19 protein-coding genes and 1 riboswitch are annotated in these 24,779 nt (G+C 68.8%); of the genes, 9 read left to right on the top strand and 10 right to left on the bottom strand.

Annotated features, from left to right (window positions below; genetic code table 11):
- Positions 1–32: 32 nt before the first annotated feature.
- Complete coding sequence (locus tag JOD67_RS25155; protein ID WP_205120157.1) at positions 33–1,109, bottom strand: ribonucleotide-diphosphate reductase subunit beta; 1,077 nt, start codon at positions 1,107–1,109, stop codon at positions 33–35.
- 13 nt (positions 1,110–1,122) lie between these two features.
- Positions 1,123–5,094, bottom strand: a complete 3,972-nt coding sequence (locus tag JOD67_RS42055; RefSeq protein ID WP_205120156.1) for a ribonucleoside-diphosphate reductase subunit alpha — start codon at positions 5,092–5,094, stop codon at positions 1,123–1,125.
- Positions 5,095–5,239: 145 nt separating this feature from the next.
- Positions 5,240–5,504: riboswitch (cobalamin riboswitch) on the bottom strand.
- Between the two features lie 138 nt (positions 5,505–5,642).
- On the opposite strand from JOD67_RS42055, the gene JOD67_RS25145 reads away from it, so the two are divergent.
- From JOD67_RS25145 to JOD67_RS25135, 3 genes are all read left to right on the top strand, one after another.
- A complete protein-coding gene (locus JOD67_RS25145; protein ID WP_205120155.1) occupies positions 5,643–6,695 on the top strand; it encodes a sensor histidine kinase in 1,053 nt (350 codons plus the stop codon).
- A 112-nt stretch (positions 6,696–6,807) separates the two neighbouring features.
- Entirely contained in the window at positions 6,808–8,082 is a 1,275-nt protein-coding gene (locus tag JOD67_RS25140) for a TolB-like translocation protein (protein ID WP_205120154.1), read from the top strand.
- A 9-nt stretch (positions 8,083–8,091) separates the two neighbouring features.
- Positions 8,092–8,742: a GNAT family N-acetyltransferase gene (locus JOD67_RS25135; protein WP_205120153.1), complete on the top strand. Its 651-nt coding sequence runs from the start codon at positions 8,092–8,094 to the stop codon at positions 8,740–8,742.
- 1 nt (position 8,743) lies between these two features.
- Here JOD67_RS25135 and JOD67_RS25130 read toward each other — a convergent pair whose 3' ends face one another.
- Together JOD67_RS25130 and JOD67_RS25125 are read right to left on the bottom strand one after the other, a co-directional pair.
- Positions 8,744–9,400 carry an adenylate kinase family protein gene (locus JOD67_RS25130; RefSeq protein ID WP_205120152.1) on the bottom strand — a complete coding sequence of 219 codons (657 nt, stop codon included), beginning with the start codon at positions 9,398–9,400 and terminating at the stop codon, positions 8,744–8,746.
- A 4-nt stretch (positions 9,401–9,404) separates the two neighbouring features.
- Positions 9,405–10,706: an alpha-amylase family protein gene (locus tag JOD67_RS25125; protein WP_205120151.1), complete on the bottom strand. Its 1,302-nt coding sequence runs from the start codon at positions 10,704–10,706 to the stop codon at positions 9,405–9,407.
- Between the two features lie 178 nt (positions 10,707–10,884).
- Here JOD67_RS25125 and JOD67_RS25120 point away from each other — a divergent pair, with 178 nt between their 5' ends.
- The 3 genes from JOD67_RS25120 (at position 10,885) to JOD67_RS25110 (ending at position 13,711) form a co-directional block, all read left to right on the top strand.
- A complete protein-coding gene (locus JOD67_RS25120) occupies positions 10,885–11,079 on the top strand; it encodes a hypothetical protein (RefSeq protein ID WP_205120150.1) in 195 nt (64 codons plus the stop codon).
- 106 nt (positions 11,080–11,185) lie between these two features.
- On the top strand, positions 11,186–11,599 hold the full coding sequence (locus JOD67_RS25115) for a hypothetical protein (RefSeq protein ID WP_205120149.1): 414 nt from the start codon (positions 11,186–11,188) through the stop codon (positions 11,597–11,599).
- Positions 11,600–11,695: 96 nt separating this feature from the next.
- Positions 11,696–13,711 (top strand): ABC1 kinase family protein, encoded by a 2,016-nt coding sequence (locus tag JOD67_RS25110; RefSeq protein WP_205120148.1) that lies wholly within the window; start codon positions 11,696–11,698, stop codon positions 13,709–13,711.
- A gap of 16 nt (positions 13,712–13,727) precedes the next feature.
- Here the strand turns inward: JOD67_RS25110 and JOD67_RS25105 are convergent, their stop codons facing one another.
- On the bottom strand, positions 13,728–15,761 hold the full coding sequence (locus JOD67_RS25105) for a glycosyltransferase family 39 protein (protein WP_205120147.1): 2,034 nt from the start codon (positions 15,759–15,761) through the stop codon (positions 13,728–13,730).
- A gap of 145 nt (positions 15,762–15,906) precedes the next feature.
- On the opposite strand from JOD67_RS25105, the gene JOD67_RS25100 reads away from it, so the two are divergent.
- The 3 genes from JOD67_RS25100 to JOD67_RS25090 all read left to right on the top strand — a co-directional run bounded on the left by JOD67_RS25100 (position 15,907) and on the right by JOD67_RS25090 (position 19,641).
- Positions 15,907–17,490, top strand: a complete 1,584-nt coding sequence (locus tag JOD67_RS25100) for an amino acid adenylation domain-containing protein (protein WP_205120146.1) — start codon at positions 15,907–15,909, stop codon at positions 17,488–17,490.
- Entirely contained in the window at positions 17,487–18,734 is a 1,248-nt protein-coding gene (locus tag JOD67_RS25095) for an FNR domain-containing protein (RefSeq protein WP_205120145.1), read from the top strand. Before JOD67_RS25100 ends, JOD67_RS25095 begins: the two co-directional genes overlap by 4 nt.
- A gap of 190 nt (positions 18,735–18,924) precedes the next feature.
- On the top strand, positions 18,925–19,641 hold the full coding sequence (locus tag JOD67_RS25090) for an MBL fold metallo-hydrolase (protein WP_307782543.1): 717 nt from the start codon (positions 18,925–18,927) through the stop codon (positions 19,639–19,641).
- Here the strand turns inward: JOD67_RS25090 and JOD67_RS25085 are convergent.
- From JOD67_RS25085 to egtA, 5 genes are read right to left on the bottom strand one after another with little or no spacing between them, the layout of a single operon-like run.
- Entirely contained in the window at positions 19,617–20,351 is a 735-nt protein-coding gene (locus JOD67_RS25085; RefSeq protein ID WP_205120143.1) for a class I SAM-dependent methyltransferase, read from the bottom strand. The genes JOD67_RS25090 and JOD67_RS25085 overlap by 25 nt on opposite strands.
- A gap of 4 nt (positions 20,352–20,355) precedes the next feature.
- Complete coding sequence (gene egtD, locus JOD67_RS25080; RefSeq protein ID WP_205120142.1) at positions 20,356–21,324, bottom strand: L-histidine N(alpha)-methyltransferase; 969 nt, start codon at positions 21,322–21,324, stop codon at positions 20,356–20,358.
- A gap of 13 nt (positions 21,325–21,337) precedes the next feature.
- Positions 21,338–22,072 (bottom strand): ergothioneine biosynthesis protein EgtC, encoded by a 735-nt coding sequence (gene egtC / locus JOD67_RS25075; RefSeq protein ID WP_205120141.1) that lies wholly within the window; start codon positions 22,070–22,072, stop codon positions 21,338–21,340.
- Positions 22,073–23,425, bottom strand: coding sequence for an ergothioneine biosynthesis protein EgtB (gene egtB, locus JOD67_RS25070; protein ID WP_205120140.1), 1,353 nt, complete (start codon positions 23,423–23,425; stop codon positions 22,073–22,075). It abuts the gene before it with no gap.
- Entirely contained in the window at positions 23,422–24,621 is a 1,200-nt protein-coding gene (gene egtA / locus JOD67_RS25065; protein WP_307782542.1) for an ergothioneine biosynthesis glutamate--cysteine ligase EgtA, read from the bottom strand. Before egtA ends, egtB begins: the two co-directional genes overlap by 4 nt.
- Between the last annotated feature and the right edge of the window lie 158 nt (positions 24,622–24,779).

Here is a 24,779-nt window from a genome sequence, read left to right as displayed (position 1 = left end):
AACCCCGGTTCACATGCCTGAACCTGTGGCCGTCAGTCCCAGGTCAGGGCGCCACCGCTCTGGTACTCGATCACGCGGGTCTCGAAGAAGTTCTTCTCCTTGCCGAGGTCCATCAGCTCCGACATCCACGGGAATGGGTTCTCGGTCTCGCCGAAGACCGGAGCGAGCCCGATCTGCGCGCACCGCCTGTTCGTGATGAAGTGCATGTACTGCGTGCACACCTCGGCGTTCAGGCCGAGCACGCCGCGGGGCATCGTGTCCCGCGCGTACGCGATCTCCAGCTCGCACGCCTCGGTCAGCATCCGCCGCAGCTCGGCCTGGAACTCCGGCGTCCACAGGTGCGGGTTCTCCAGCTTGATCTGGTTGATCGCGTCGATGCCGAAGTTCAGGTGGATCGACTCGTCGCGCAGGATGTACTGGTACTGCTCGGCGATCCCCACCATCTTGTTCCGCCGGCCGAGCGACAGGATCTGCGCGAAGCCGGTGTAGAACCACATCCCCTCGAAGATCACGTAGAACGCCACCAGGTCGCGCAGGAACGCCTGGTCCCGTTCCGGCGTGCCGGTCGAGAAGTCCGGGTCCTCCAGGTGCTGGGTGTAGTCCAGCGCCCACGCGGCCTTGTCGGTGATCGACGGCACCTCGCGGTACATGTTGAACAGCTCGCCCTCATCCAGGCCGAGGCTCTCGCAGATGTACTGGAACGTGTGCGTGTGGACGGCTTCCTCGAAGGCCTGCCGCAGCAGGTACTGCCGGCACTCGGGGTTGGTGAGGTGCCGGTAGACGGCGAGCACGATGTTGTTCGCGACCAGCGACTCCGACGTCGCGAAGAAGCCGAGGTTGCGCTTGATCATCAGGCGCTCGTCGTCGGTGAGCCCGGTCGGCGACTTCCACAGCGCGACGTCGGCCTGCATCGAGACCTCCGTCGGCATCCAGTGGTTGTTGCAGCCGGCGAGGTACTTCTCCCAAGCCCAGCGGTACTTCAGCGGCAGGAGTTGGTTGACGTCGGCGCGAGCGTTGATCATCGCCTTGTCGTCGACGCTGATGCGGCCCGCGCCGCGCTCGATCTCACCGAGCCCGGTGGTGTCAATGCTGGATTGCGTATCGGTCATGTCCATGAACTTTCTACTGGCAGGCTTCGCAGTCGGGGTCGTCGATCGAGCAGAACGCGGCATCGCTGTCCGGCAGCTCGATGTCGACGGTAGGCACGGTGGCCGGCACCGGCACGGCGGGAACGGTCGCCGCCGGCGTGGGCACCGGTGCCGGAGCAGCCGCTGGAACGGGGATCACCGGCGAGACCGCGTTCAGCTTCCCGTCGGTGCCCTTGATCGTCGACTTCTCCACGTGCGTTGCCGATTGCGAACGCAGGTAGTACGTGGTCTTGAGCCCGCTCCGCCACGCGTGCCGGTACAGCTCGTCCAGCTTGCGCCCGTTCGGCGCCGCGACGTACAGGTTCAGCGACTGCGCCTGGTCGATCCACTTCTGCCGGCGCGACGCCGCGTCGACCAGCCAGCTCGAGTCGATCTCGAACGCCGTCGCATACAAGTCCTTCAGGTCGTCCGGCACCCGGTCGATCGGGCCGAGGCTGCCGTCGTAGTACTTGAGGTCGCTCACCATGACCTCGTCCCACAGCTCGCGCTCCTTGAGGTCGCGCACGAGGTGCGGGTTGACGACAGTGAAGTCGCCGGACATGTTCGACTTCACGTACAGGTTGCGGTACAGCGGCTCGATCGACTGCCCGACGCCACAGATGTTGGAGATCGTGGCGGTCGGCGCGATCGCCATCACGTTGGAGTTGCGCATGCCGACGGTCTTGACCTGCTCGCGCAACGTCGCCCAGTCCAGCGTCGACGAGGTGTCCATCAGGACGTCGCCGCCACGTGCCTCGGAGACCAGCGCCACGGAGTCGATCGGCAGAATCCCCTTGCTCCACAGGGATCCGGGGAACGAGGCGTACGAACCGCGCTCGGCCGCGAGCTCCGACGACGCCGCGATCGCGTGGTACGAGATCACCTCCATCGACTCGTCGGCGAACTCCACCGCCTGCTGCGACGACAGCGGGATCCGCAGCGCGAACAGAGCATCCTGGAAGCCCATCAGCCCGAGCCCGACCGGCCGGTGCTTGAGGTTGGAGCGTCGTGCCTCCGGGATCGTGTAGAAGTTCACGTCGATCACGTTGTCCAGCGCGCGAACGGCGGCGCGCACGGTCCGCGCGAGGTGCTCCTTGTCGAGCTTACCGTCCCGCACGTGGTTGAGCAGGTTGACCGAGCCGAGGTTGCAGACCGCGACCTCGTCGACCGTCGTGTTGAGCGTGATCTCCGTGCACAGGTTGGACGAATGCACCACGCCGGAGTGCTGCTGCGGCGAGCGCAGGTTGCACGGGTCCTTGAACGTGATCCACGGGTGCCCGGTCTCGAACACCATCGACAGCATCCGGCGCCACAGCTCGACCGCACGCATGCGGCGGTGCACCTTGAGCTCGCCGCGTTCAGCCGCCGCCTCGTACTCCTCGTACCGCTTGGCGAAAGCCGTTCCGTAGAGGTCGTGCAGCTCCGGCACCTCGTTGGGGGAGAACAGTGTCCACGGCCCGTCCGCCTCGACCCGCTGGATGAACAGGTCGGGCACCCAGTTCGCGGTGTTCATGTCATGCGTCCGGCGCCGATCGTCCCCGGTGTTCTTCCGCAGATCGAGGAACTCCTCGATGTCGATGTGCCACGTCTCGAGATACGCGCACGCCGCCCCCTTACGGCGCCCGCCGTTGTGAGCGAGCCCCGCGACGGTCATGTAGGACTCGTCGCCCTCGACCTCGAGGTCGAAGACCGTGGGTGCGATCTCGGTCTCGTGCACGTCGCGAACCCTCGTGAAGAGCATGCCGCGGTGCTCGAGCCAGTTCTTCTTGTGGATCGGCCGAGCGCCGACGAGCTCGGCGATCTCCGGGACCGCGGGGACTCGGACGTCGAACGCCTTGGTCACTCCACTGAACGTGATCTCGGACCCGTCGGAGCGATGACCCACATGGCTCGTGTCCCGTACTCGATACTGGCCGGCGGTAGGGATCCCCAGACGCAGCAGCTGGTACCGGAGGCCGGCGGTGAGCGGCCTCGAAGTGGAGGTGAAGGAGATCTCTACGCCGCGCGACACACCCCCGTCTGTCTCGAGCAGGCCGCGCAGGAGCGCACGGGTCTGAGCATGCGGCAGGTGCGAGAAGCGTCGGGAGATGCGCTTGTCGCCATGCTCGTCGTAGAGATCGTCGCCCGTCAAGGGAAGCGTTGGCTCACCCGACGCCCATCTGATCGAGGCGAAGGTGTGGCCGCGGTGAGCTTCCCAGAAGTGGATACCGCGAGCATTGAGGTAGTCGCGGACGAACGACAGATGGGCGTCTCGCTGCGGGTTTCCGCACACTCCCCACTCGAGTCCGTCCTTCGCCAGGTGTCCGTCACCCAGCAGGACCCCGTAGAGGCGCGCGTCGTCGTCGGTGAAGCCAGGGACGGGAACGACTTCCTTCGGCACGACCTGGGCGACATAGTCGCCCTTGCAGAGCTTGCCGGCCGCTACCCAGTCGGGGCGTACCTTGCCGCTGGCCAGCGATGCGTAGGTGCGCTTGGTGTCTTGTTCGAGCGGAACCCCCTGGATGGCGTAGAACGGGTGGCCTGCCGTGACCGTCACGGGGTCGATCGCATGCTTGACGTTCACGTCGACGGTGATGTCGACGTTGTCGTAGACGAACTTCTGGGTGACCTCGCGGTACGTTCCACTGATTCCCAGAACAAGGTCGCCCACCTCGACGGCCTGGATCTCTTTGACGCCATCTGCTGTGTAGACGGGTGTTGCTGGCGCAAAGCATTGATTGACAGCCACCGCGGTGTCGTTCGCGACCTTGAGGAACGGGACGACGCCCTGGGACTTGCCGTTCGTGCCCTTGATGTGGGCGCCCATGCCGCGCACAGGCGTCCAGTCGTTGCCGAGTCCGCCGGAGTACTTCGCGAGCAGGGCGTTGTTCTTGATGCCCTGGAAGATGCCGTCGAGGTCGTCGTCGACCGTGGTGAGGAAGCAGGACGACAGCTGCGGCCTGGTCGTCCCCGCGTTGAACAGCGTCGGCGTGGAGTGCATGAAGTCGAACGAGGAGAGCAGCTCGTAGAACTCGATCGCGCGTGCCTCGCGGTCGATCTCGCGGATCGCGACACCCATCGCGACGCGCATGAAGAACGCCTGCGGCAGCTCGAAGCGGATGCCGTCGGAGTGTTGGAAGTACCGGTCGTACAGGGTCTGCAGGCCGAGGAACTGGAACTGCTCGTCGCGCTCGGGCTTGAGCGCCTTGCCGATCCGGTCCAGGTCGAACCGGGCGAGCTCGGGGTCGAGCAGCTCCAGCTCGATCGCGCGGTGCACATACGACTTGAAGTACGCCGGGTAGCGCGAAGCCATCTCCTCGCGGCGCGCCTCGTCGGGACGGTCGGCGAGGAACGTGAGCGCCTCGCGCCGCAGCTTGTCCAGCAGCAGCCGGGCACTGACGAACGCGTAGTCGGAGTCGGCCTCGACGAACGTCCGGGCCGCCATGATCTGGGCGACCTCGAGCTCCGCGACCGTCATGCCGTCGTACAGGTTGCGCCTGATCTCGGCGAGCACCGCCTCGGCGTTCGCTCCGTCGAGCCCGGCGCAGGCGTCCTCGACGAGACGCGTGAGGCGGGCGGTGTCGAGCGGGCGAAGCTCGCCGTCGATCTGCTTGACCTGTAGCTGCGGCGTGGCTTCGGACTCACCGGGGACGTCGCGCTCGAGCCGTGCGCGGGCGTGCTCCTCGCGGTACAGGACGTACGCGCGAGCGACCCGGTGGTGGCCGTCGCGCATCAACGCGAGTTCGACCTGGTCCTGGATGTCCTCGATGTGGAACGTCCGGCTCTGGTGCCTCGTCAGGGAAGCGGCGACCGACGCCGTGAGCTCTCGTACGGTCTCGTGGACGCGGCTGGAGTCACCGGCCTGGCGTCCCTCCACCGCCAGGAACGCCTTGGTCAGGGCGACCGAGATCTTGCTGGGGTCGAACGGCGACGTGCTGCCGTCGCGGCGGACGACCTGCTGGGTGGGTGCTGGTGGTGCTTGGGTCACGGAACTCTCTCCTCGCGAGCTGCGGTCTGGCGTTCGCGGCTTCGACTTCGCGGCAGGGGAGAGGGCAGCGCCCGACCGAGGGGTCGGCGCTGCGCGTCCCTGAGCCCTCCCGCGAGGCTCGGCACCTTGCGCGCCCGCTTGTCCTCGCGGGCGCACACCGATGGCAGGTCTTCGGACTCGCGGGCAGACCACCGACCGGAGGGGGAAGGTCGGCGGGGGTGGCCTAATAGCCGTCGCTTCCCAGGCTCGTGGTGACACCCAGTGCTCGACCCTCCAGCGATTGGGGCTCGCTGGATGGTGACGGCGTTCGTTCCCGCTCACCGCTGCGGGGCAGTCCCCGATTCGCACGGGGTTCCCTCTTGCCTCGACCGGCCTGGCGAGCCGGTCGAACCATCAGCTCGACAGACACTACATGCGGGGTCCGACAAGTCGTTGGACCGCAAGATCTGGCGTGTCGTGACCTCCGTCGTCCGTACGCCTGCGCCGCGCCTAGGCTGTCCGCCAACGGGCGAACGAACGGGGATCCGCGACACATGAGGCGAGTTTGCGTGGCGTTACTGGGCGTGGTGATCGCGGCCACCGCCTGTACGTCGACCACCGACGAACCGGCCGTTCCCGAGCCGCGACTCCCTTCTCCCGACGCGTGCGCGCTGGTCTCACCGGCGACGCTCGACGAGGTGGTCGGCCCGGCCGTGGCGGACCCGACCGTGTCGGAGACCGTCCCCAACAACACGCGGTCGAGGTGTGGGTGGGACTTCTCCGCGGACACCAGCGGAGCCGACCCTGGCCGGCGCCCGTTCACCCGCAAGCTGTCGGTCGCGACGGAGGCGAGCTCCGAACAGGACTGCGACGAGTACGCCACGTACCGCGCCGGCGGCGGCAAGGACGAGAACGTGCGGCCCGTCGAGGTTCCCGGGACACGGGCGTGGATCGACTCCGATGCCGTCGACGAGGAGCTGTTGGTCTGCCGGCCGGACGGCGTGCTCGAGGTGGAGCTGTACGCCCGCGACTGGGCGAACGGGAAGCAGGTGCGGGTCGACCGCGCGACGATCGAGCGGATCCTGCTCGCCGTCGGCCGCGAGGCCAACGCGGCTTGGTCGAAGGTGCCGACGGTCGAGGCGGTGTACACGCCGCCGCCCTCGGAGACTCCCGTTCCCGAGCCGACCGCATTCGACCTTTGTGCGCTGGTGCCGGCGGACACTCTCGCGGCGGCGGGTACGCCGAAGGAGACCGTCGGCTTCCGCGCCGAAGCGCCTCGTGCCGCGGCGTGCGACTGGTCGGACAACGGTGAGCCGTTCGAGGTGCGACCCGACCAGGTCTCCCGTGCGCATGCCGGTCTGTCAGTGAGCCTGCGCGTGCACGACGACGCTAACGACGCCGAGCTCGAGGTCCGGCAGTGGGCACACGGCTGGTCTGCCAAGCCTGTCTCGCTCGGAGACCTTTCCGCGACGAGCACGGTCGGCAACGTCGCCAGGATCGCCGTGGCCGCCGGTCGGTACCAGCTCACGTTCCTGCACTTCGGGCCGCGTCCACCAGCACAGGTGGAGGCGTCCGTGCTGCGCGTCGCGCGGGAGCTCGTCACCGCCTTGCCTGCTCGCTGAGGCGAAGTGGTCTACGCCTGACAGCTTGCTGCCGCGAGAAATCGCGAGAAACCAATGCGATCGACATCCCCTCGGCTTGGATGACCCGCACGGTCTTACGGGAGGGGATCACATGCGCAGGTCTGTCACGTTGCTTGTCGTCGGCCTTCTCGGCCTGGGGATGTCAGTGGGGACCGCGTACGCGGCGCCTTCGACCGAGCGCGCGAGCGTGAGCTCTGCTGGTGCGCAGGGGAACGACGACTCCGGAAACCCCGCGATCAGCGGTTCCGGGCGGTACGTCGCGTTCCAGTCGGGGGCGACGAACCTGGTGCCGGGCGACAACGGTGCGGGCTTCGACGTGTTCGTCTGGGACCGCGTTGCCGGGACCACTTCTTTGGCGAGCGTCGCCTTGGGCGGTGGGTACGCCAATGGCGGCAGCAGCGAGCCGAACCTCAGTGCTGACGGCCGGTACGTCACGTTCAGCTCTTCCGCGTCGGACCTGGTCGCCGGGGACACGAACGGGCAGAGCGACGTGTTCGTGCGCGATCTCGTCGCAGGGACAACGGTTCTGGTGACTCCAGGTGGGAACGGCTTCAGCGGGCGGCCGGGGATCAGCCCGAGCGGGCGCTACGTGGCGTTCATCGCGGGTGCGTCGAACCTCGTTGCTGGGGACACGAACGGCGTTGCCGACGCGTTCGTCGCCGACCTCACGACGGGCGCGATCGCGCGGGTGAGCTTGAGCACGGCGGGCGTGCAGGGGAACGCCGAGGCGTACGCGATGCCCACCGCGGTGAGCGACAACGGCCGCGTGGTGTTCCGCTCCGGTGCGACGAACCTGGTGGCGGACGACACGAACGGGCGTTGGGACCTGTTCGTACGCGACACTCTGGCGGGCACCACCGTGCGGGCGAACCTGAACAGCTCGGGTGCGCAGACGCAGGGCGACGTCTTCGACGAGTCGATCAGCGCGGACGGCCGGTACGTCTCGTTCGCCTCGTACGCGACCGACCTGGTGGGCGGGCCTTTCGTCGGTGGCCCGGAGGTCTACGTACGCGACCTGCAGCTGGGCGCGACGAGCAAGGCGAGCGTCGGTCCGGCCGCGGCGAACGGGTGGAGTGACCAGTCTTCTGTCAGCCCCAACGGGCGGTACGTGACGTTCCGCTCGGTCGCCTCCAACCTGGTGGCGGGGGACACGAATGAGACGGCGGATGTCTTCCTGCGCGATCGCCAGGCGGCGACGACGACGCGGGTGAGCGTGAGCACGTCGGGCGCGCAGATCACGTCGGGAATCGGGAACGGCTTCCCGACAGTGAGCGACGACGGTGTCGTTGCGTTCGCCTCGGACGCCGCCAACCTGGTCGCGGGGGACAGCAACAACGCGGACGACATCTTCGTGCGTACTCGCTAGCCTGTCGCCATGCTGATCGACCACATCCCCGTGCTAGGCCTACGTGTCCGGACCTCTCGGCTGGAACTGCGGTTCCCCTCCGGCGACGAGCTGGCCACGCTGGCTGAGCTGGCCGCCGAGGGGATCCACGAGCCGGACATGATGCCGTTCGGGAACCCGTGGTCGGAGCTGCCTGGTCCGAAGCTTTCTCGCCGGGTGATCCAGCAACATTGGAAGCGCCAGTCCGAGATCAAGCCGGACTCGTGGGCTCTGAACCTGGTCGTCTTCGTCGACGGCGACCCGGTGGGCGTGCAGGAGGTGGAGGCCGACGACTTCGCCATCCAGCGCCAGGTGACTTCCGAGTCGTGGCTGGGGTTGCGTTACCAGGGTCGTGGCATCGGCACCGAGATGCGCGCGGCGATGCTGCACCTGGCCTTCGCCGGCCTGGGCGCGGAAGAAGCGGTGTCGACCGGCTACCTGCACAACCCCGCTTCGCTGACGGTGTCGCGCAAGCTCGGGTATGCGGAGAACGGGATGGGGCGGGGCATCTCTCGCGGCAAGGTCGCTCTGGAGCAGCACTTCCGGCTGACGCGGGAAGCGTGGGAGCAGCACCGTACGGTCGACGCGACCCTCGAAGGCGTCGAACCCTGCCTGGCCTTTCTGGGCGCGGAGAAGGAGTAGCTCAGCTCTCCTCGCCCTGGTAGGGCGGGAGGTTGAGCTTGGCGCGGATCTCCTGTTGCACGGTCGCCTTGTCGGCGCGGGCGTCGACGGCGAAGACGAACTCCTTGCGGCGGAAGAGATCCAGCAGGGGATTCGTCTTCTCGTGGTAGTCCTTCAGCCGTGCCGCCAACGCCTCTTCGGTGTCGTCCTCGCGGCTGACGAGCTCGCCGCCGCAGACGTCGCAGCGGTCGGGCACCGTGGGGCGGTCGGCGATGAGGTTGTAGTCCATGCCGCACTTGGAGCACAGGCGACGGGCGAGGATGCGGCGGCGGACCTCTTCGTCGGGCAGGTCGAGCTGGATCACGCCGTCGATGTCGTAGCTCTCCAGGAAGAACTCGGCCTGCCGCGCGTTCCGCGGAAATCCGTCGACGATGAAGCCGAAGTTCCAGTCGTGCTGCTCCAGGCGCTGACGTACGAGCGACTCCACCAGGTCGTCCGGCACCAACTCGCCGGCGGCCATCACGCGGCGGACCTGGGCGCCGATCTTCGTGTGGTTCTTCACGTGCCAGCGGAACATGTCGCCGACGCTGATCTGCACCAGGTCGAGGTCGACCGCCAGCAGGTCGGCCTGGGTGCCCTTCCCGCTGCCCTGGACGCCCATGATCACGTACTTGCGCATCACATCACCCCAGGATCGACCACCCGTGTGCTTCGACGATGGCAGGTTCTCCCGCCTCGCGCGAGCCTTTCAGCTTCACCATGCCCGCTGGGACGTCGAACCGAAACGGATCGTCGGCCAGGTTGAGCAGAACGAGCAGCCGTTCCTCGGTGTCCGCGGCGGAGACGGTGTACGCCAGCTGCTGGTTCGCGAGCTTGTCCACCCGCACCGACGCCCGCACCAGCCAGGCATGTCGCCGGCGCAGGCCGATGAGGTCCTGGTGCAGCCGATACAGCGGCCAACCCTCCGACGCCAGCGCGTCCGGCGCGGCCGGGAACGCCGGCCGGATCTCGTCGTCGCCGCCCTCCCGATCCTCCTTGACGCCGCGGAACGCCTGCTCGTCGCCGGCATAGACGCTCGGCACGCCGCCCAGCGTGAACAGGACCGCGAGCGCGTGGCCGAGATGCCGTTCGTCCACCAGCTTGCTGACGATCCGCGTCACGTCGTGGTTGCCGACGAACGTCTGGGGAACGAACTCCTCGAGCAGCTTCGCGTGCCGGTCGAACGCCCACGCCAGCTCGAAGAGGTTGCGATCGTTCAGCGAGCTCCAGATCGCCTTCCACAGTTCGTACTGCGTGGTCGAGTCCAGGCCACCCTCGCGGACGAAGCCGGCGTAGTCACCGTGGATCACCTCGCCGAACAGCCACGCGTCCGGGTGCCGCGCGTGCACCCGATCGGTGACCTGGCGCCAGAACGGCAACGGCGCGGCGTAGGCGACGTCGAGCCGCCACCCGTCGATGCCGCGGTCGAGCCAGTGCGTCATCACCTCGGCCACGTACTCGACGACGGCGGGCTCGTCGTGGTTGAGCGCGACGAGCTGCCGGTGACCCTCGAAGTCCGCGTAGTCGAAGCCGTCGTCGGTCCAGTCGAGCCGGAACCAGTTCGCGTACGCCGACGCGCGGCCGTGCGCGAGCACGTCCTGGAACGGGCCGAACCCGCGTCCGACGTGGTTGAACACGCCGTCGAGCAGCACGCGGACACCCTTCGCCTGGCAGGCGGCGATCAGCGCGTCGAGGTCGTGCGTGTCGCCGAGCCTGGGGTCGACCCGGAGGTGATCGACGGTGTCGTACCCGTGCGTCTCCGACGCGAACACCGGCCCGAGCGCGAGCCCGTTGCAGCCAAGGCCGACGAGGTAGTCGAGCCACGCCTCCAACCGGTCGAGGCGATGCACCGGTTCAGCGTCCGGCGGCAGGGCGGAACGTTCCGCGCCGACGAAGCCGAGCGGGTACACCTGCCACCAGATCGCGTGGTCGGCCCAAGCTGCCATGGCCGCGTCCCTTCCTCGCCGGATCGACCTCACGCTATCGGCCGGTACGGGATCGCCTCAGGTCACCTCGAACGTTTGTCCACACCTCCTCGACGCAACTGGTTCATGTCGGTGAGCTGTGCAACCCTTGACCTAGTGATGCGTTGGCGATGCGCAAGTGACCGAGAGGAGGCTGGCCATGAGCCCCATTACCGGGGAGCCCGGTGTTGTCGAGCTCGACCGCGCCGAGGGCCGCGAGATGCTGGACGAGCGTACGCGGCGGCTGCTCAATCTGACGCTGGAGCAGTTCGAGGCGGCGTACGACGCAGGCCAGTTGGATCTCGATGATCGCGACGTTCTCCACCTGATCATGCTCCTCCCCTTTGCCCGGTAGGTCAGCTGCCGCAGCCAAAGCTGCGTTCCTCGAGCCCCTCAAACGGGCCTTGTCGTGCGTGACGAACGCTCAGGTGTTGGCGAGTGGGGGCAAGGGACATGACCAAGTGGGGGCGCTGACTCTGTCCGTCGAACCTCTCAAGCTGCGCTCGACGAAAGGCGATGTCCACTTCGGCCTCGCGCACAGCTTCCGGATGGTGGAGGAGGCTCCGAAGGTCTGGCATGTCAGCACGGTCGCCTACGACTACCGCCTCGATGACGCCGACGGGCGGGAGCTGATCTCCTGGCATTGGCACCCCACGCCGCTACCCGGTGTCGACTTCCCGCATCTCCACGTGAGTTCCAGCGCGCTGGATCGGCACGCCCACATCCCCACCGGCCGGGTCAGCATCGAGTCCATCCTCCGGCTTCTGTTGACGGACTTCGGCGTCCATCCAACTCGCGAGCACAGGACCGACTACCTGGACGTCCTGGACGCGAGCGAGCAACTCTTCGTCGACCATCGGCGCTGGCACGCCTGACGGCTATAACTGGCGACGCCATCGACGACGCGCCGAGGCCCGGGTAGACCCCTTACCTGTAAGCCGTTCACCGGCCGCAGCCCTAGACTCCGGCGGGTGAACCAGCCACCGCCGTTCCTCGACAACCCGGTGTTCATCGTCATCATCGCCGTGGTCACGGTCACGACGTTCATCGTCACGATGACGCTGTTCTCCCTCGCGGCCCGGCGAATCCTGGGCATGCAGGTCGGGTTCCTCCGCAGCGTGATCGCCGGGTTCATCGGGCTGATGGTCAGCAACGGGCTCCTCCAGCTGCCCTGGCGAGTCGAGGCAACGAGCTTCACCCCGGCGTGGATTGGTGTGTTCACGATCTCGCTCGGCTTCGGCCTGCTGGTCGCGATGATCTTCCTCGTCGCGCTCGAGGCGGCGGCCGCGAGTGGTCTCCGGATCGCGCCGATCCAGTGGCTGCGGGCGCTGCGGCGTGCGCTCGGCCGTGGCCGCCGGTACAGCAAGATCACCATGATCGCGTTCCGGCACGGCCTCGGCCCGTACCTGCGCGGCCGGCGCACCGCGCCGAGCGACGGGGGACGGCAGGGGCAGGTACGGCTCGCGCAGTCGCTGCGCGAGGCGCTCGAAGAGGGCGGCGTCACGTTCGTCAAGCTCGGCCAGGTGCTGTCGACGCGGCGCGACATGCTGCCGATCGAGTTCGTCGAGGAGCTGAGCCGGCTGCAGGACCAGGTCCCGCCGGCGCCGTGGGAGCAGATCGAGGCCGTTCTCACCAGCGAGCTGAACGCGCGGCCGAGTGAGGTCTTCGCCGAGATCAGCAGTACGCCGTTGGCCGCCGCCTCGGTCGCCCAGGTCCATCAGGCCAGGCTGAAGACCGGCCAGGACGTCGTGATCAAGGTGCAGCGACCGGACATCCGGAAGATTGTCGATCGCGATCTCGACATCGTGATCCGGCTGGCCCGCACGTTGGAGGTCCGAACGTCGTGGGGCCGCTCGTTCGGCGCGATCGCGCTCGCCGAGGGGTTCGCCGCGGCACTGCGAGAAGAGCTCGACTTCGACATCGAGGCTCGGAACATCGGTGCCGTCAGCACCGCGACCCGCGACCGCGGCGGCGACACGGGCGTCGTGCTGCCGACGGTGTACGAGGAGATGTCGACCTCGCGCGTACTCGTCCTCAGCCGGCTCGAGGGTACGCCGCTCGGCGCGCTGGAGTCCGTCGTCGAGGAACGGGAGCTCGACCGGCTCGAGCTCGGGCGAGCGCTGCTCGGCGCGATCCTCAAGCAGGTCATGCTGGACGGGGTGTTCCACGCCGATCCACATCCGGGCAACGTGTTCCTGCTCGCCGACAATCGCCTTGGCCTGTTGGACTTCGGCTCGGTCGGTCGGCTCGACGGGATGATCCGTACGTCGTTGCAGCACCTGCTGCTCTCGCTCGAACGCGGCGATCCGGCGGGCATGCGTGACTCGCTGTTGGAGATCGTCACGCGGCCGGAGGACATCGACGAGCAGCGGCTGGAACGCGCGCTCGGTCAGTTCATGGCGCGGCATCTCGGGGCGGGCTCGACACCGGACCTGGCGATGTTCAGCGACCTGTTCCGGCTGATCGCGTTCTACGAACTGTCGATCCCGCCCGAGGTTGCGGCGGTGTTCCGCGCCTTGGCAACGCTGGAAGGGACTCTGGCGCAGCTGTCGCCCGGTTTCAACATCGTGTCGGAGGCCCGTGCGTTCGCCACGTCGCAGCTGACCTCGCAGCTCACCGGCACCTCGCTGCGCGAGACCGCGACCGCCGAGCTGATGTCGCTGCTCCCGATGCTGCGGCGGCTGCCGCGGCGGATCGACCGGATCTCCAGCGCGCTGGAACAGGGCCGGTTCAGCGTGAACGTGCGGCTGTTCTCCGACGAACGGGACCGCCGGTACGCCTCCGGGCTGCTGCACCAGCTCGTGCTCACGTTCCTCGCCGCGGCCGCCGGCTTCATGGCCGTCTACCTGCTCGGCAGCGACGAAGGCCCACCGTTCGTCGCCGACGTGAGCCTCTATCAGCTGTTCGGCTACAACATTCTGCTGATCGGCTGTGTCCTCGCACTCCGCGTGCTGTACCTGACGTTCCGGGCACCACGCCGCGAGTGAAGCTCGAACGCAGGGGTCAGATGCTCGCCGAGGCGGTCGAGCCGGACGAGAGGTCGTAGACGGTGGAGGTCCCGATGGTCTGGGCCTCGAAGTTGGCCGCGACCCATTCGGCGATCTCGGTCGAGCTCGAGCTGCCGCCGCGGCTGCCGAAGCCACCGCCGCCGAGGAAGTAATGGATCTGACCGGAGGCGACGTACTGCTGGAACTGCGCCAGCGTCGGTGACGGGTCGCTGCCGTTGAAGCCGCCGATCGCCATCACAGGCAGGCCACTCGCGAGCTGGTAGCTGGCCGCGTTCTGCGAGCCGACCGAGGCCGCGGCCCAGGTGAACGAGGTGCCGCCGGCCTTCAGCAGCGCGACCAGCTCGGTGCTGACGTTCGCGCCGTTCAGCAGGCCGCCAGCGCCACCACCGCCACCACCGCCACCACCGAAGCGACCACCTCCGCCGGGCGGCGCGCCCTGCGGTGCCTGGCCCTGGCCGGGGCCGAACATCCGCCCACCACCGCCGCCAGGCCCGCCGCCGCGCGCGTTCGCCACCGCGGGACCCGCCGTCGGGATCGAGCCGGTGTGCGCCGCGGCCGCGGTCTGCAGCGAGTAGGCCGCCGGCCCGGCCAGCGCGACGAGAGCGGCCACCGCCGCCACACCCTGCGCCAACCGTCGCGGCAGCAGCTCCACCACCAGCAAGGCCAGCGCCGCGAAGATGCCGACGACGAGGATCACCGTCCGCAGCCACGGCACGAACGTCGCACTCCGGCCGAGCAGCACGTAGGCCCAGACCGACGTCCCCGCGAGCGTCAGAGCCAGCACGATCGGCACCCAGATCCGCCCCCGCTCCCGCCACAGAGCGACCACGCCCATCCCCACGACAGCGCCGATCGCCGGAGCCAGCGCCACCGTGTAGTACGCGTGATAGATCCCCGCCATGAAGCTGAACACCAGCGCGGTCGCCACTAACCAGCCGCCCCACAGCACGAACGCCGCACGGGGCCGGTCAACGAGCGGCGAACGGCCACGCAGCACGAGCCCCGCGATCAGGAGGACCAGCGCGGCAGGCAGCAGCCACGCGACCTGACCACCGTTCTCGGCGTTGAACAACCGCCCGATCCCGGTCTCGCCCCAGCCTGGCCCGCCCCCGGCGCCACCTCCACCACCGACCGAGCCGACCTCCTCACCGTTCAGCCGACCAAGACCGTTGTAGCCGAACATCAGATCCAGCACGCTGTTGGTCTGCGAGCCGCCGATGTATGGCCGGTACTGCGCGGGGATCAGCTCCACCACCGCCACCCACCAGCCGCCGGACACCACCAACGCCAAGCCCGCCAGCAGAAGCTGACGGATCCGCCGGCCCCACCCCGTCGGCGCCGCGAGCAGGTACACCAGAGCGAACGCCGGAATCACCAACAGCGCTTGCAACATCTTGGTGAGGAACGCGAAGCCCACCAGCACGCCGACGAGCATGAGCCACTTCGCGCTCGCCTTCTCGACGGCCCGCACAGTCGCGTAGGCGCCAAGAGTCAGCAGCAGCACGAGCAGAGCGTCCGGGTTGTTGAAGCGGAACATCAACGTGGCAACGGGAGTCAGCGCCATCACCGCGCCAGCGATCAGTCCAGCCGAGGGCGGGAACCACCGCCGTACGGTCGCGTACAGCACCCCGACGGTCGCCACGCCCGCCAGAGCCTGCGGCAGCAGGATGCTCCACGAGCTCAGCCCGAACGCGCGCACGGACAGCGCCATCAGCCACAGCGACGCCGGCGTCTTGTCGACCGTGATCGAGTTCGCGGCGTCGGAGGAACCGAAGAAGAACGCCTTCCAGCTGTCCGCGCCGGCCTGGGCGGCGGCGGAGTAGAAGCTGTTCGCGTAGCCGGACGCGCCGAGCCCCCAGACGTACAGGACCGCGGTCGCGGACAGCAGAGCCAGGAGCGTGGGACGTACCCACCGAGGGTCGTATGAGTTGCCGCGGACGAGCCCGACGACCCAGCGCCGCCAGGCGGCGGGAGTCCGGTCGCTGGCGGCAACGGCTGCCGGCGGGTTGCCGGGAATCGTCGTTGTCATGCCTCGCACCTTCTCCGGCCGACCTGGGAGGCACCTGGAACCCGGGTGTGAGTTCGGTCGGCAAGAAGTTACGAAGTTCTGAGTGAACCGGGTTCTCCCTCACTTCGTGGTCTTGACCAAGACACCCGAGCGAAGGGGGATTCCCATGCAGTCACCGTCTCGTGCTACGCCGAGGCAGACGTGGCCGGAGCCGCTGCTCCACCAGCTCGCTCCCGCGGACCGCGAGCTGGTCAAACGGTTCGGCACCGGCCCGAGCGTCGAGGTTCCGTACGGCCTCGTCCATCGCGCGTTCGAAGCCCACGCGGCCACGGCACCCGATGCCGTGGCCGCGATCGATGTGGGCACGGGCGACACGATCAGCTACGGCGAGCTCGACCGGCAGGCGAACGCGGTGGCGCACCAGCTCGTCACGGCGGGCATCCGGCCCGGCGACAACGTGGCACTGTTCGTACGCCGTTCGATCCCGATGCTGGTCGGGCTGCTCGGCACGTTGAAGGCGGGTGCCGCGTACGTTCCGCAGGACGTGGGCATCACGCCGCTGCCACAGCTGGCCCACGTCGTCGCGACCGCGCGCACCCGCGTGATCCTGACGACGTCCGCCCACCTCGATCGGGTGCCGGAAGGTCCGCACGTGTGGGCACTCGACACGCCGTCGCCCGGCGCGTCGACGGCGCCAGAAGTGGCGAGCGAGCCGGCCGACGGGTGCTACGTGCTCTTCACCTCCGGCACGACCGGCAAGCCGAACGGGGTCAAGGTCACCCATCGCAACGTCGCCAACATCCTGCTCACCGCGCCGGGGTCGCTGGGGATCCGGCCGGGCTGGCGGGTGGCGCAGCTGCTGAACGTCGCGTTCGACATGGCGGCGTGGGAGATCCTCGGCTGCCTCAGCCACGGCGCGACGCTGGTGATCCGCGGCACCGACATCGGCGCCGCGGCCCGGATGGCGGACGTGCTGATCGCCACGCCGACCGTGCTCTCCGTGGTCGATCCGGCCGAGTGCTCCCAGGTGAAGGTCGTCGCTGTCGCGGGCGAGCCGTGCCCACGCCCGCTCGCCGACCGGTGGGCGTCGCGCTGCGATTTCTTCAACTCCTGTGGGCCTACCGAGACCACGATCGTGAACACGATGCAGCGCCACGACCCGTCGGCGATCCGGTTGTCGATCGGGCGGCCGACCCCGAACAACACCGTGTACGTGCTCGACGACGAGCGGAAGCTCTGCGCGATCGGCGAGGTGGGGGAGATGTGGGCGGGTGGCGACTGCGTCTCGGCCGGGTACCTCGACAACCCCGCGCTGAACGCCGAGCGGTACGCGCCCGATCCGTTCCTTGGCGGCGGTCGTCTCATGTTCCGTACCCGAGATCTCGGTCGGTGGACACCTGACGGCGAGCTGGAGCATCTCGGTCGTACCGACGACCAGGTGAAGGTGCGCGGGTTCCGGGTCGAGCTGGACTCGGTTTCTTCTGTCCTGGAAGGCGTTCCGGGATGCGCGCGGGCGGTGACGTTGAAGCTGGACGACCGCAACCTGGTGTCGTTCGTCACGCCCGCCGACGTCGACGTGGATGCGGCGCGGGCGGCGGTCGAGTCGGCGCTGCCGTACTACTGCGTGCCGTCGTCGGTGTACGCGGTCGGGTCGCTGCCGGAGACCAGCCGCGGCAAGGTCGACAAGCGGGCTCTGCTCGCGCTGGCCGAGGCGGCTCCGCTGGCGGCGCGGGTGGCGGTGGCGTCATGAGCGTGTTGACTGTCTCCCGACCCGCTGCGCGCACCCAGGCGGAGCCCTCCGCCTTGCGGCGTTTCTTCAAGCATCCTTGGCTGATGCACCACAACCGGCTGGCCGCGTTCGTGCTGCTCGTCAACGTCGTGTTCCTGCCCGGCGTCTCCCCACAGAGCATGGCCAATCTCGTGCTCGGCAACCTCGCGTTGGCGATACTGGTGCGACAGCAGTACGTGATCAACCTGCTGTTCCGGTTGGCGACGAGTGTGCCGACGAGCTGGCCGCTGAAGCTGCGATGGACGCTCGGCAAGGTCTACCACTTCGGCGGACTGCACGTCGGTGGTGCGCTCGCGGGGACGCTGTGGTTCGTGGCGTACGTGGTGTCGCTGCTCGGCTCCCCGCCGACCGCGACGAGCGTGGTGGCGTACGTCCTGGTCGGGCTGCTCGTCGGGATCAGCGTGACGGCGGCGCCGCCGTTCCGCGCGCGGTTCCACGACACGTTCGAGAAGATCCACCGGTTCGGCGGGTGGGCAGCGCTGGTGCTGTTCTGGGTGCACACGGTGCTCGGCGGGTCCGTGGTGGGGATCGTTGTGCTGGCGGTCGTCACGTTCAGCGTTGCCCTTCCCTGGTTGAGACTTCGGCGCGTTCCGGTGCACCTCTCGCGACCGTCGTCGCACGTGGTGCTGGCCCGGTTCGACCACGGGGTGACGCCGTTCTCGGGTTCGTCGACGGCGATCAGCCGGCGGCCGTTGCTGGAGTGGCACTCGTTCGCGAACGTGCCCGCGCCGGACGAGCACGGCTTCCGGCTGACGATCTCGCGGGCGGGCGACTGGACGGGCTCGTTCATCGACGACCTGCCCTCGCACGTGTGGGTGAAGGGGATCACGACGGCGGGCGTGGCGAACATCGAGACGTTGTTCACGCGGGTGATCTACGTCGCGACGGGCTCGGGGATCGGGCCGTGCCTCCCGCACCTGTTGGCGCAGAAGGTGCCGGCTCGGTTGGTGTGGGCGACGCGCAACCCGCGGTTGACGTACGGGGACGAGCTCGTCGACGAGATCTTCGCGGTGCAACCGGACGCGTTGGTGTGGGACACCTCGGCGCACGGCAAGCCGGACATGGTCGCGCTGGCGTACGAGGCGTACCGTGACTTCGACGCGGAGGCGGTGATCTGCATCTCGAACAAGAAGCTGACCTGGCAGGTGGTGTCGGGAATGGAACGTCGAGGGATCCCGGCGTACGGCGCGATCTGGGACTCCTAGGCCGCGTTGCGAAAAGATCGCCTGGCGCGCGACACCTCGCATCCCGCCTGGCTGCGTTGCAGATCGGCGGACGTACAGACGAGTACGACCTTGACCTGCACCACACCCAGCCAGGCGCGATGCGCCGCGCGCCATCGCGCTGCGCGCGATGACCGACGCTATTTTCGCAACACGACCTAGGCTTAGCCAGGTGACGTTCTCTTTGTTGGCGGGGCGGGTGTTCGTGTTTGCGTGCGACCCGGATCCGGACAACGTGCAGCCCTGCGTGACCGTGATCGCGGACGAGCGGGGGAGTGTGGTCGTGGACGCCGGCAACAGCCCGGGCCGAGCGCTGGTGGTGCAGGAGGCGCTTCGCTCGGCCGGGCTGCCGGCGCCGCGGTGGCTGGTCTACACGCACTCGCACTGGGACCACGTGTGGGGCGCGTGCGCGTGGCCGGCCGATGTGGAGATCGTCGCGCACGAGGCCGCACTCCCGGTGCTGACGGCGGAGGCCGAACGGCCGTGGAGTCACGCGTACCTGCGCGCGTGCGTACAGGACAACCCCCGCCTCGCCCTGAGCTTCCGCGCCCGCGCCTGGGCGATGCCGTCGTGGGAGGCCTTCCGCGTGCTGCCGCCGACCACGACGTTCGCCGACACGTTGACCTTGCCGAACGGCGTCGAGCTCCGTCACGTCGGCGGCCAGCACAGCGAGGACTCGCTGGTGGTCGTCGACCCGACGTCCCGCGTCGTGCTGCTGGGCGACGCCGTCTACCCGCCGCCGTACCACCTGCGGAAGGAGACCGACACCGCCGACCTCGCCCTGCTGCGCCGGCTCCTGACGCCGGATCTCGACTGGTACGTCGGCGCCCACGAGCCGCCTGCCACGCGCGACGAGGTGACCGCCTACGTCGAGGGAAACGTCCAGTAGAGGGACGTGACGTACGGCAGCTCGAGCTCCTCGCTCAGCCCGAAGCGGCGTACCAGTGCGTCGAGCTCCCGCAGGGCTTCCGCTCGCCCCGTCGGCGGGAGCCCGGAGATCACGCTCGACGACAGGAGCCGATCGGCGAGTCCTTGTCGCGTGGTCGGCCACGGGTTCGGGAACCGCGCCTCGCGCAGCGGCTCCCAACCGGGCACCTCGTCGAAGCTCTCCTTCCAGCTGCCACTTCGGGCGCTGGGCGAGCTGGACGACCTGCGGTCGCTCGCGATCCGGGCGTACGTGCCCACCCACTCGACAGACTCGTCGTAGTCGTTCCACAGCAGGCCCAGGCCGCTCGCCGGTGTCGCCAGCAGCCGAGCGACCTCGCGGGTGGCCAGGTGCGCGTCGAACCAGTGCCAGGCGGTCCCCGCGACCACGGCGTCGGCGCAGCAGTGGGGGAGACCGGTCCGTTCGGCGGTGCCCTCCACTGCGGTGATCCCGCTGAGGTCGCCGCGCATCGAGGCCTCGGGTTCGACCGCGGTCACTCGCAGACCGCGCTCGGCCAGCTGCCTGCTGAGGATTCCCGTCCCGGCACCGAGGTCGACGACGCGGTCGCCTGGTCGCAGACCGAGCTCGCGCGTCAGCGCGTCGAGCGCGGCATCGGCGTACCGCGGGCGAGACTGTGCGTACGGAGTCGCCGCGTGGGCGAACGGGCTGGTCACCGTTCTAGATCGGCGTCGCCAACGAGAGCGCGAAGTCTCCTGGAGCGTCGGTCCACCACGAGGTCAGCGCGAAGCCGGCGGCGGCGAGCTCGGCCTCGACCCCCTCGCGGCGGAACTTGGCGGAGATCTCCGTGCGCATTTCCTCGCCCGCCGCGAACGACACCTCCAGATCCAGCGCGGCGATGCGCACGCTCTGTGCTGTCGACGTACGCAGGCGCATCTCGATCCACTCGGCCGACTCGTCCCACACCGCGACGTGGGCGAAGGCCGAGACGTCGAAGTCCGCGGACAGCTCGCGGTTGATCACATGCAGCACGTTGCGGTTGAACTCCGCCGTCACGCCGGCCGCGTCGTCGTACGCCGCGACCAACCGCTCGCGCGGCTTCACCAGGTCCGTGCCCAGCAGGAACGAGTCCGACGGTGACAGCTGCTCGCGCACCGACGCGAGGAACGCCGCCCGTTCCGCCGGCGCCAGGTTGCCGATCGTGCCACCCAGGAACGCGAGCAGTCGCGTGCCCTCCTGCGGCAGCTGCTCCAGATGGTGCTCGAAGTCCGCCACCACGCCGTGCAGCTCGATCGAGGGATACTCCTCGGCCAACAGCCCCACCGCGTCGAGCAGCGCCGAATCGCTCACGTCCACGGGGATGTAGCGCTTCAACGTCCCCGTCGCCCGCATCCCGTCCAGCAGCAGCCGCGTCTTCGACGACGACCCCGACCCGAGCTCGACCAGCGTGTCCGCACCCGACACCTTCGCGATCTCCGCAGATCTCGCTTCCAGGATGGAACGTTCCGCCCGCGTCGGGTAGTACTCGGGCAGCCGCGTGATCTCCTCGAACAGCTCACTGCCTCGAGCGTCGTAGAAGTACTTCGGCGGCAGCTCCTTCGGCGTCGAGGGCAGACCGGCCCGAACGTCGCGCGCCAACGCGGCCGCGAGGTCCGAGTCGGTCAGGTGCTTGTCTATGCGAGGGGACACGAATCCTCCGTCATCAAAGGGCAATCGAAGTCACGCGCAGGCCGGCCGAGTCGACCTCGACCAGCGAGTTGTCGGGAATCTCTTGCCAGGCAGGCGAATCGTCGTACGGCTCCGATGCGAGCACGACACCGTCCGCCAGCGTGAGCGCGAACAACGTGTCGCCGCACGCCGTCGCCGCCAGGGAGGAGCCGTCGGACGCGAGCAGGTTCAATCGCCCTCCGCCAGCGGCGAGGACGGCCGACACGACGCCGACCAGACCGTCGCCGAGCGAGGCGTCCGCACGCCACAGCGACACCGCGAGCCCGAACAGCGCCGCCGAGTCGACCGGCGCCAACGACTCGTGCACCTCGGTGTCAACCGGCAGCAGCTTTCGTACCTGCGACCAGTCGGAGACCCGCCCGTTGTGGCTGAAAAGCCAACGCCCAAAGGTGAACGGCGCCGCGTTCGACTCGTCGGCCGGATACCCGGCGGTCGCCGAACGGACCGCCGCGACCACACATCCCGACGACACGGTCGGAGCCAACGACGCGAACGACGGGTCGTTCCAGATCGGTACCGAACGCCGGTACCGCGCCGGCTCGGGCCGCACCGACGGCACGTACCAGCCGACCCCGAAACCGTCCGCGTTCACCGTCCCGTGTCGCTGCCGCCGCGGCGCCCACGACTGCTCATACAACGAGTGCGAGGGCGCCATCACCAACGACGCAAGGGAAATCGGCGCGCCGAGGTAGCCGAGGTGTCGGCACATCTACGCGGTCCGGGCGCAGCGGAAGCCGGCGAAGATCTGACGTCGGATCGGGTAGTCCCAGTTGCGGAACGTGTTACGCACCGCGAGCGGATCGGTCGCCCACGAGCCGCCGCGCAGCACCTTGTAGTCGTCGCCGAAGAAGACCTCGGAGTACTCCTTGTACGGGAACACGCAGAACCCCGGATGCCCCGTGAACGACGTCGACGTCCACTCCCACACGTCGCCGAGCAGCTGCCGCACCCCGTACGCCGAAGCGCCGGCAGGGAACGATCCCACCCCCGTCGGGTGAAACCGCAGCTGACCGAGGTTCGCCGTCGAGGAGGTCGGTGCCGCGTCGCCCCACGGATACCGCCGCTTCGACCGCGAAGCAGGATCCCAGGAAGCCGCCTTCTCCCACTCCGCCTCGGTCGGCAGCCGCTTGCCCGCCCATCGGGCGTACGCGTCGGCCTCGAAGTAGCAGACGTGCTGCACGGGCTCGGTGTCCGGCAGCGGCTCGAGCCGGCCGAAGCGCCGCCGGAACCACGACGTCCCCTCCCGCACCCAGAACGCCGGCGCACGCTTGCCCGACTTCGTCCGCCAGTCCCACCCTCCGGGAGTCCACCAGCGCGGGTCGTCGTACCCGCCGGCCTCGATGAACGCGCGGTACGACGCGTTCGACACCGGCGTCGTGTCGATCCAGAACGACGGCTGCTCCACCACGTACGCGGGTCGTTCGTTGTCGTACGCCCACGGGTCCGTCGACGTGCCCATCACGAACGGACCACCCGCGACCAGTACCTCCTCGGCCAGCAGCGAGCCGTCGGTCGGTGCCGGCAGGCCGTCGGTCGCCGGAGGCAGTACCGGGTCGCCGCGCCGGAGCTGGTGCGTCCCGAGCATCGTCTCGTCGTGCTGGTGTTCGTGCTGGACGACCATGCGATAGACGAATCCGTCGGCCAGCAAGGGTTTCGACGGATCCAACCGTGCCACAGCGAGCGAGTCGAGCACCTTCCGCCGCACCAGCCCGATGTAGTCGCGCGCCTCGGTCGGGCTCAGCAGCGGCAGCGCCGGACGCTCCGATCGCGGATGCTCGAACGCGTCGTACAGGTCGTCGATCTCCGGACGCATCGCCTCGATGCCGGCGGCCTCGCGGAGCAGCCACAGCTCCTCGTAGTTGCCGACATGGGCGAGGTCCCAGACCAGCGGCGACATCAGCCGCGAGTGCTGGGCGGTGAGCTCGCTCTCGTCGAGGACGTCGGTGGTGAGGCCGAAGCTGCGGGTACGGACGCGTTCCAGCTCGTCGGCGACGAGCTGCTTGAACGCGTCCTCGTCGACCTCCTCCGAAGCGGGTTGCGGCAGATCGTCGAGCAGGCTCATACGAGCTCCTCCGTGGTGGGGCTGAAGCTGCCCTCGTCGAGGGCGTCGTCGGCCGGACATCGCGCCCGGTCGACGTAGCGTTCGGCGTAGTCGCCGACCAGGTCGATCAGCGCCGGGTCGGCGCCGATCCGGGGGAGTGCCGCCAGCGCGGCGCCGAAGCAGGCGCTGGCCGCGGCGGCAAGCTCGGGGATCGCGAGTCCGTGGCGCGCGGCCTGGATCCAGCGCCCGCCGAGCCCCTCGACGGCCTCGAGCGCGGCGGCGCTCGCCTGCGCGTCCTCCACGAGCGCGGTGAGCACGGCGACGGGCACCGGCCACAGCCCGTCCGGTTGCGCGTCGACGTACCGCACCTCCAGCCAGCCGCGCGCGCGGACCGGCGGGAACAGCGTGCTGAGGTGGTACTCCAGGTCGTCCTCGGTCGGGCGATCGTCGCCGCGTTCGATCCACTCGCGGAACGACAAGCCGGGGTTGACGGTCCACGGCGGTGTCGCCGTCCGTCGCAGCATGACCGCGGCGTCCAGCGCGTAGTCGGCGAACGAGGTGACCGGGTCGTCGCCCAGCGGGACCGACGTACGCGATGGGTCCAGCAGCTGCCAGACCAGCTGGCGGCTGGACTTCCACCCGGTCACGCGACCCGCCTGAATGGGGGAGTTGGCGAAGGCCGCGACCATCGTCGGGCCGAGGCGGTTGAGGAGCTTCCAGCGCCGGGCCACGTCGGTGGAGTCGGCGCCGGCGTCGAGGTTGACCTGGACGGCGGTGGTCGAGCACATCATCAGCCGGCCGTTGATGCCGCGGAGGTCGAAGTACGCCTCCATCGCCGCGTATCGCGGATCGTCGACGAGCTGGCGGTGCGGCTCGCGGTAGGGGTCGATCGCGGAGGGAAGCACGGTGAGGTCCGCCCGCGCGAGCGCGGCTCGAAGGTGCTGGGTGTCGAGCTCGACGCGGCGCCAGCAGTCGTTGAGCCCGTCGCCGGGAGCGGAGCTCAGCTCGAGCTGACCGCCCGGCTCGTACGTGACGCGTCCCCCGCCGGGGAGTGGTCCGGCGACCTCGACGAGCTCGCGGAGCTGGTCGAGGGGGACGCGTTCGTGCGGATCGGAGACCGGGGCGACGAGCCACTCCAGCTCTGCGCCCACGTAGCGCGGTGGACCGGTACGAAAGCAGCTGCGGCCGACATAACGGTGTGCGTCGTCGGTTGTCACGATGCCGCTGTGGGGAGGCACGTCAGCCATTCGACCACGCCCTGCCGACAGGTTCCGGGGCGCAAGAGAACGGTTGCCGCGTTATCGGAACCGGCATAGCCATTTCGGTGGTTGTGTAGCGCTTCACCTTGGTTGCACCCGGACGGCCCGACGCGAAA

The organism is Tenggerimyces flavus, from assembly GCF_016907715.1.
Lineage (GTDB): Bacteria > Actinomycetota > Actinomycetes > Propionibacteriales > Actinopolymorphaceae > Tenggerimyces > Tenggerimyces flavus.
Note: the sequence above shows the minus strand (reverse complement) of the source record. Positions and strands in the feature narration are given on the sequence as shown.

Bases quoted from the DNA above. Each gene is read 5' to 3' on its own strand.
- JOD67_RS25100 (WP_205120146.1), top strand. From the start codon at position 15,907: ATGCAGTCACCGTCTCGTGCTACGCCGAGGCAGACGTGGCCGGAGCCG.
- JOD67_RS25125 (WP_205120151.1), bottom strand. From the start codon at position 10,706: ATGGCAGCTTGGGCCGACCACGCGATCTGGTGGCAGGTGTACCCGCTC.
- JOD67_RS25130 (WP_205120152.1), bottom strand. From the start codon at position 9,400: ATGCGCAAGTACGTGATCATGGGCGTCCAGGGCAGCGGGAAGGGCACC.
- JOD67_RS25135 (WP_205120153.1), top strand. From the start codon at position 8,092: ATGCTGATCGACCACATCCCCGTGCTAGGCCTACGTGTCCGGACCTCT.
- egtB (WP_205120140.1), bottom strand. From the start codon at position 23,425: ATGAGCCTGCTCGACGATCTGCCGCAACCCGCTTCGGAGGAGGTCGAC.
- JOD67_RS25120 (WP_205120150.1), top strand. From the start codon at position 10,885: ATGAGCCCCATTACCGGGGAGCCCGGTGTTGTCGAGCTCGACCGCGCC.
- JOD67_RS25140 (WP_205120154.1), top strand. From the start codon at position 6,808: ATGCGCAGGTCTGTCACGTTGCTTGTCGTCGGCCTTCTCGGCCTGGGG.
- JOD67_RS25155 (WP_205120157.1), bottom strand. From the start codon at position 1,109: ATGACCGATACGCAATCCAGCATTGACACCACCGGGCTCGGTGAGATC.
- JOD67_RS25095 (WP_205120145.1), top strand. From the start codon at position 17,487: ATGAGCGTGTTGACTGTCTCCCGACCCGCTGCGCGCACCCAGGCGGAG.
- egtC (WP_205120141.1), bottom strand. From the start codon at position 22,072: ATGTGCCGACACCTCGGCTACCTCGGCGCGCCGATTTCCCTTGCGTCG.
- JOD67_RS25105 (WP_205120147.1), bottom strand. From the start codon at position 15,761: ATGACAACGACGATTCCCGGCAACCCGCCGGCAGCCGTTGCCGCCAGC.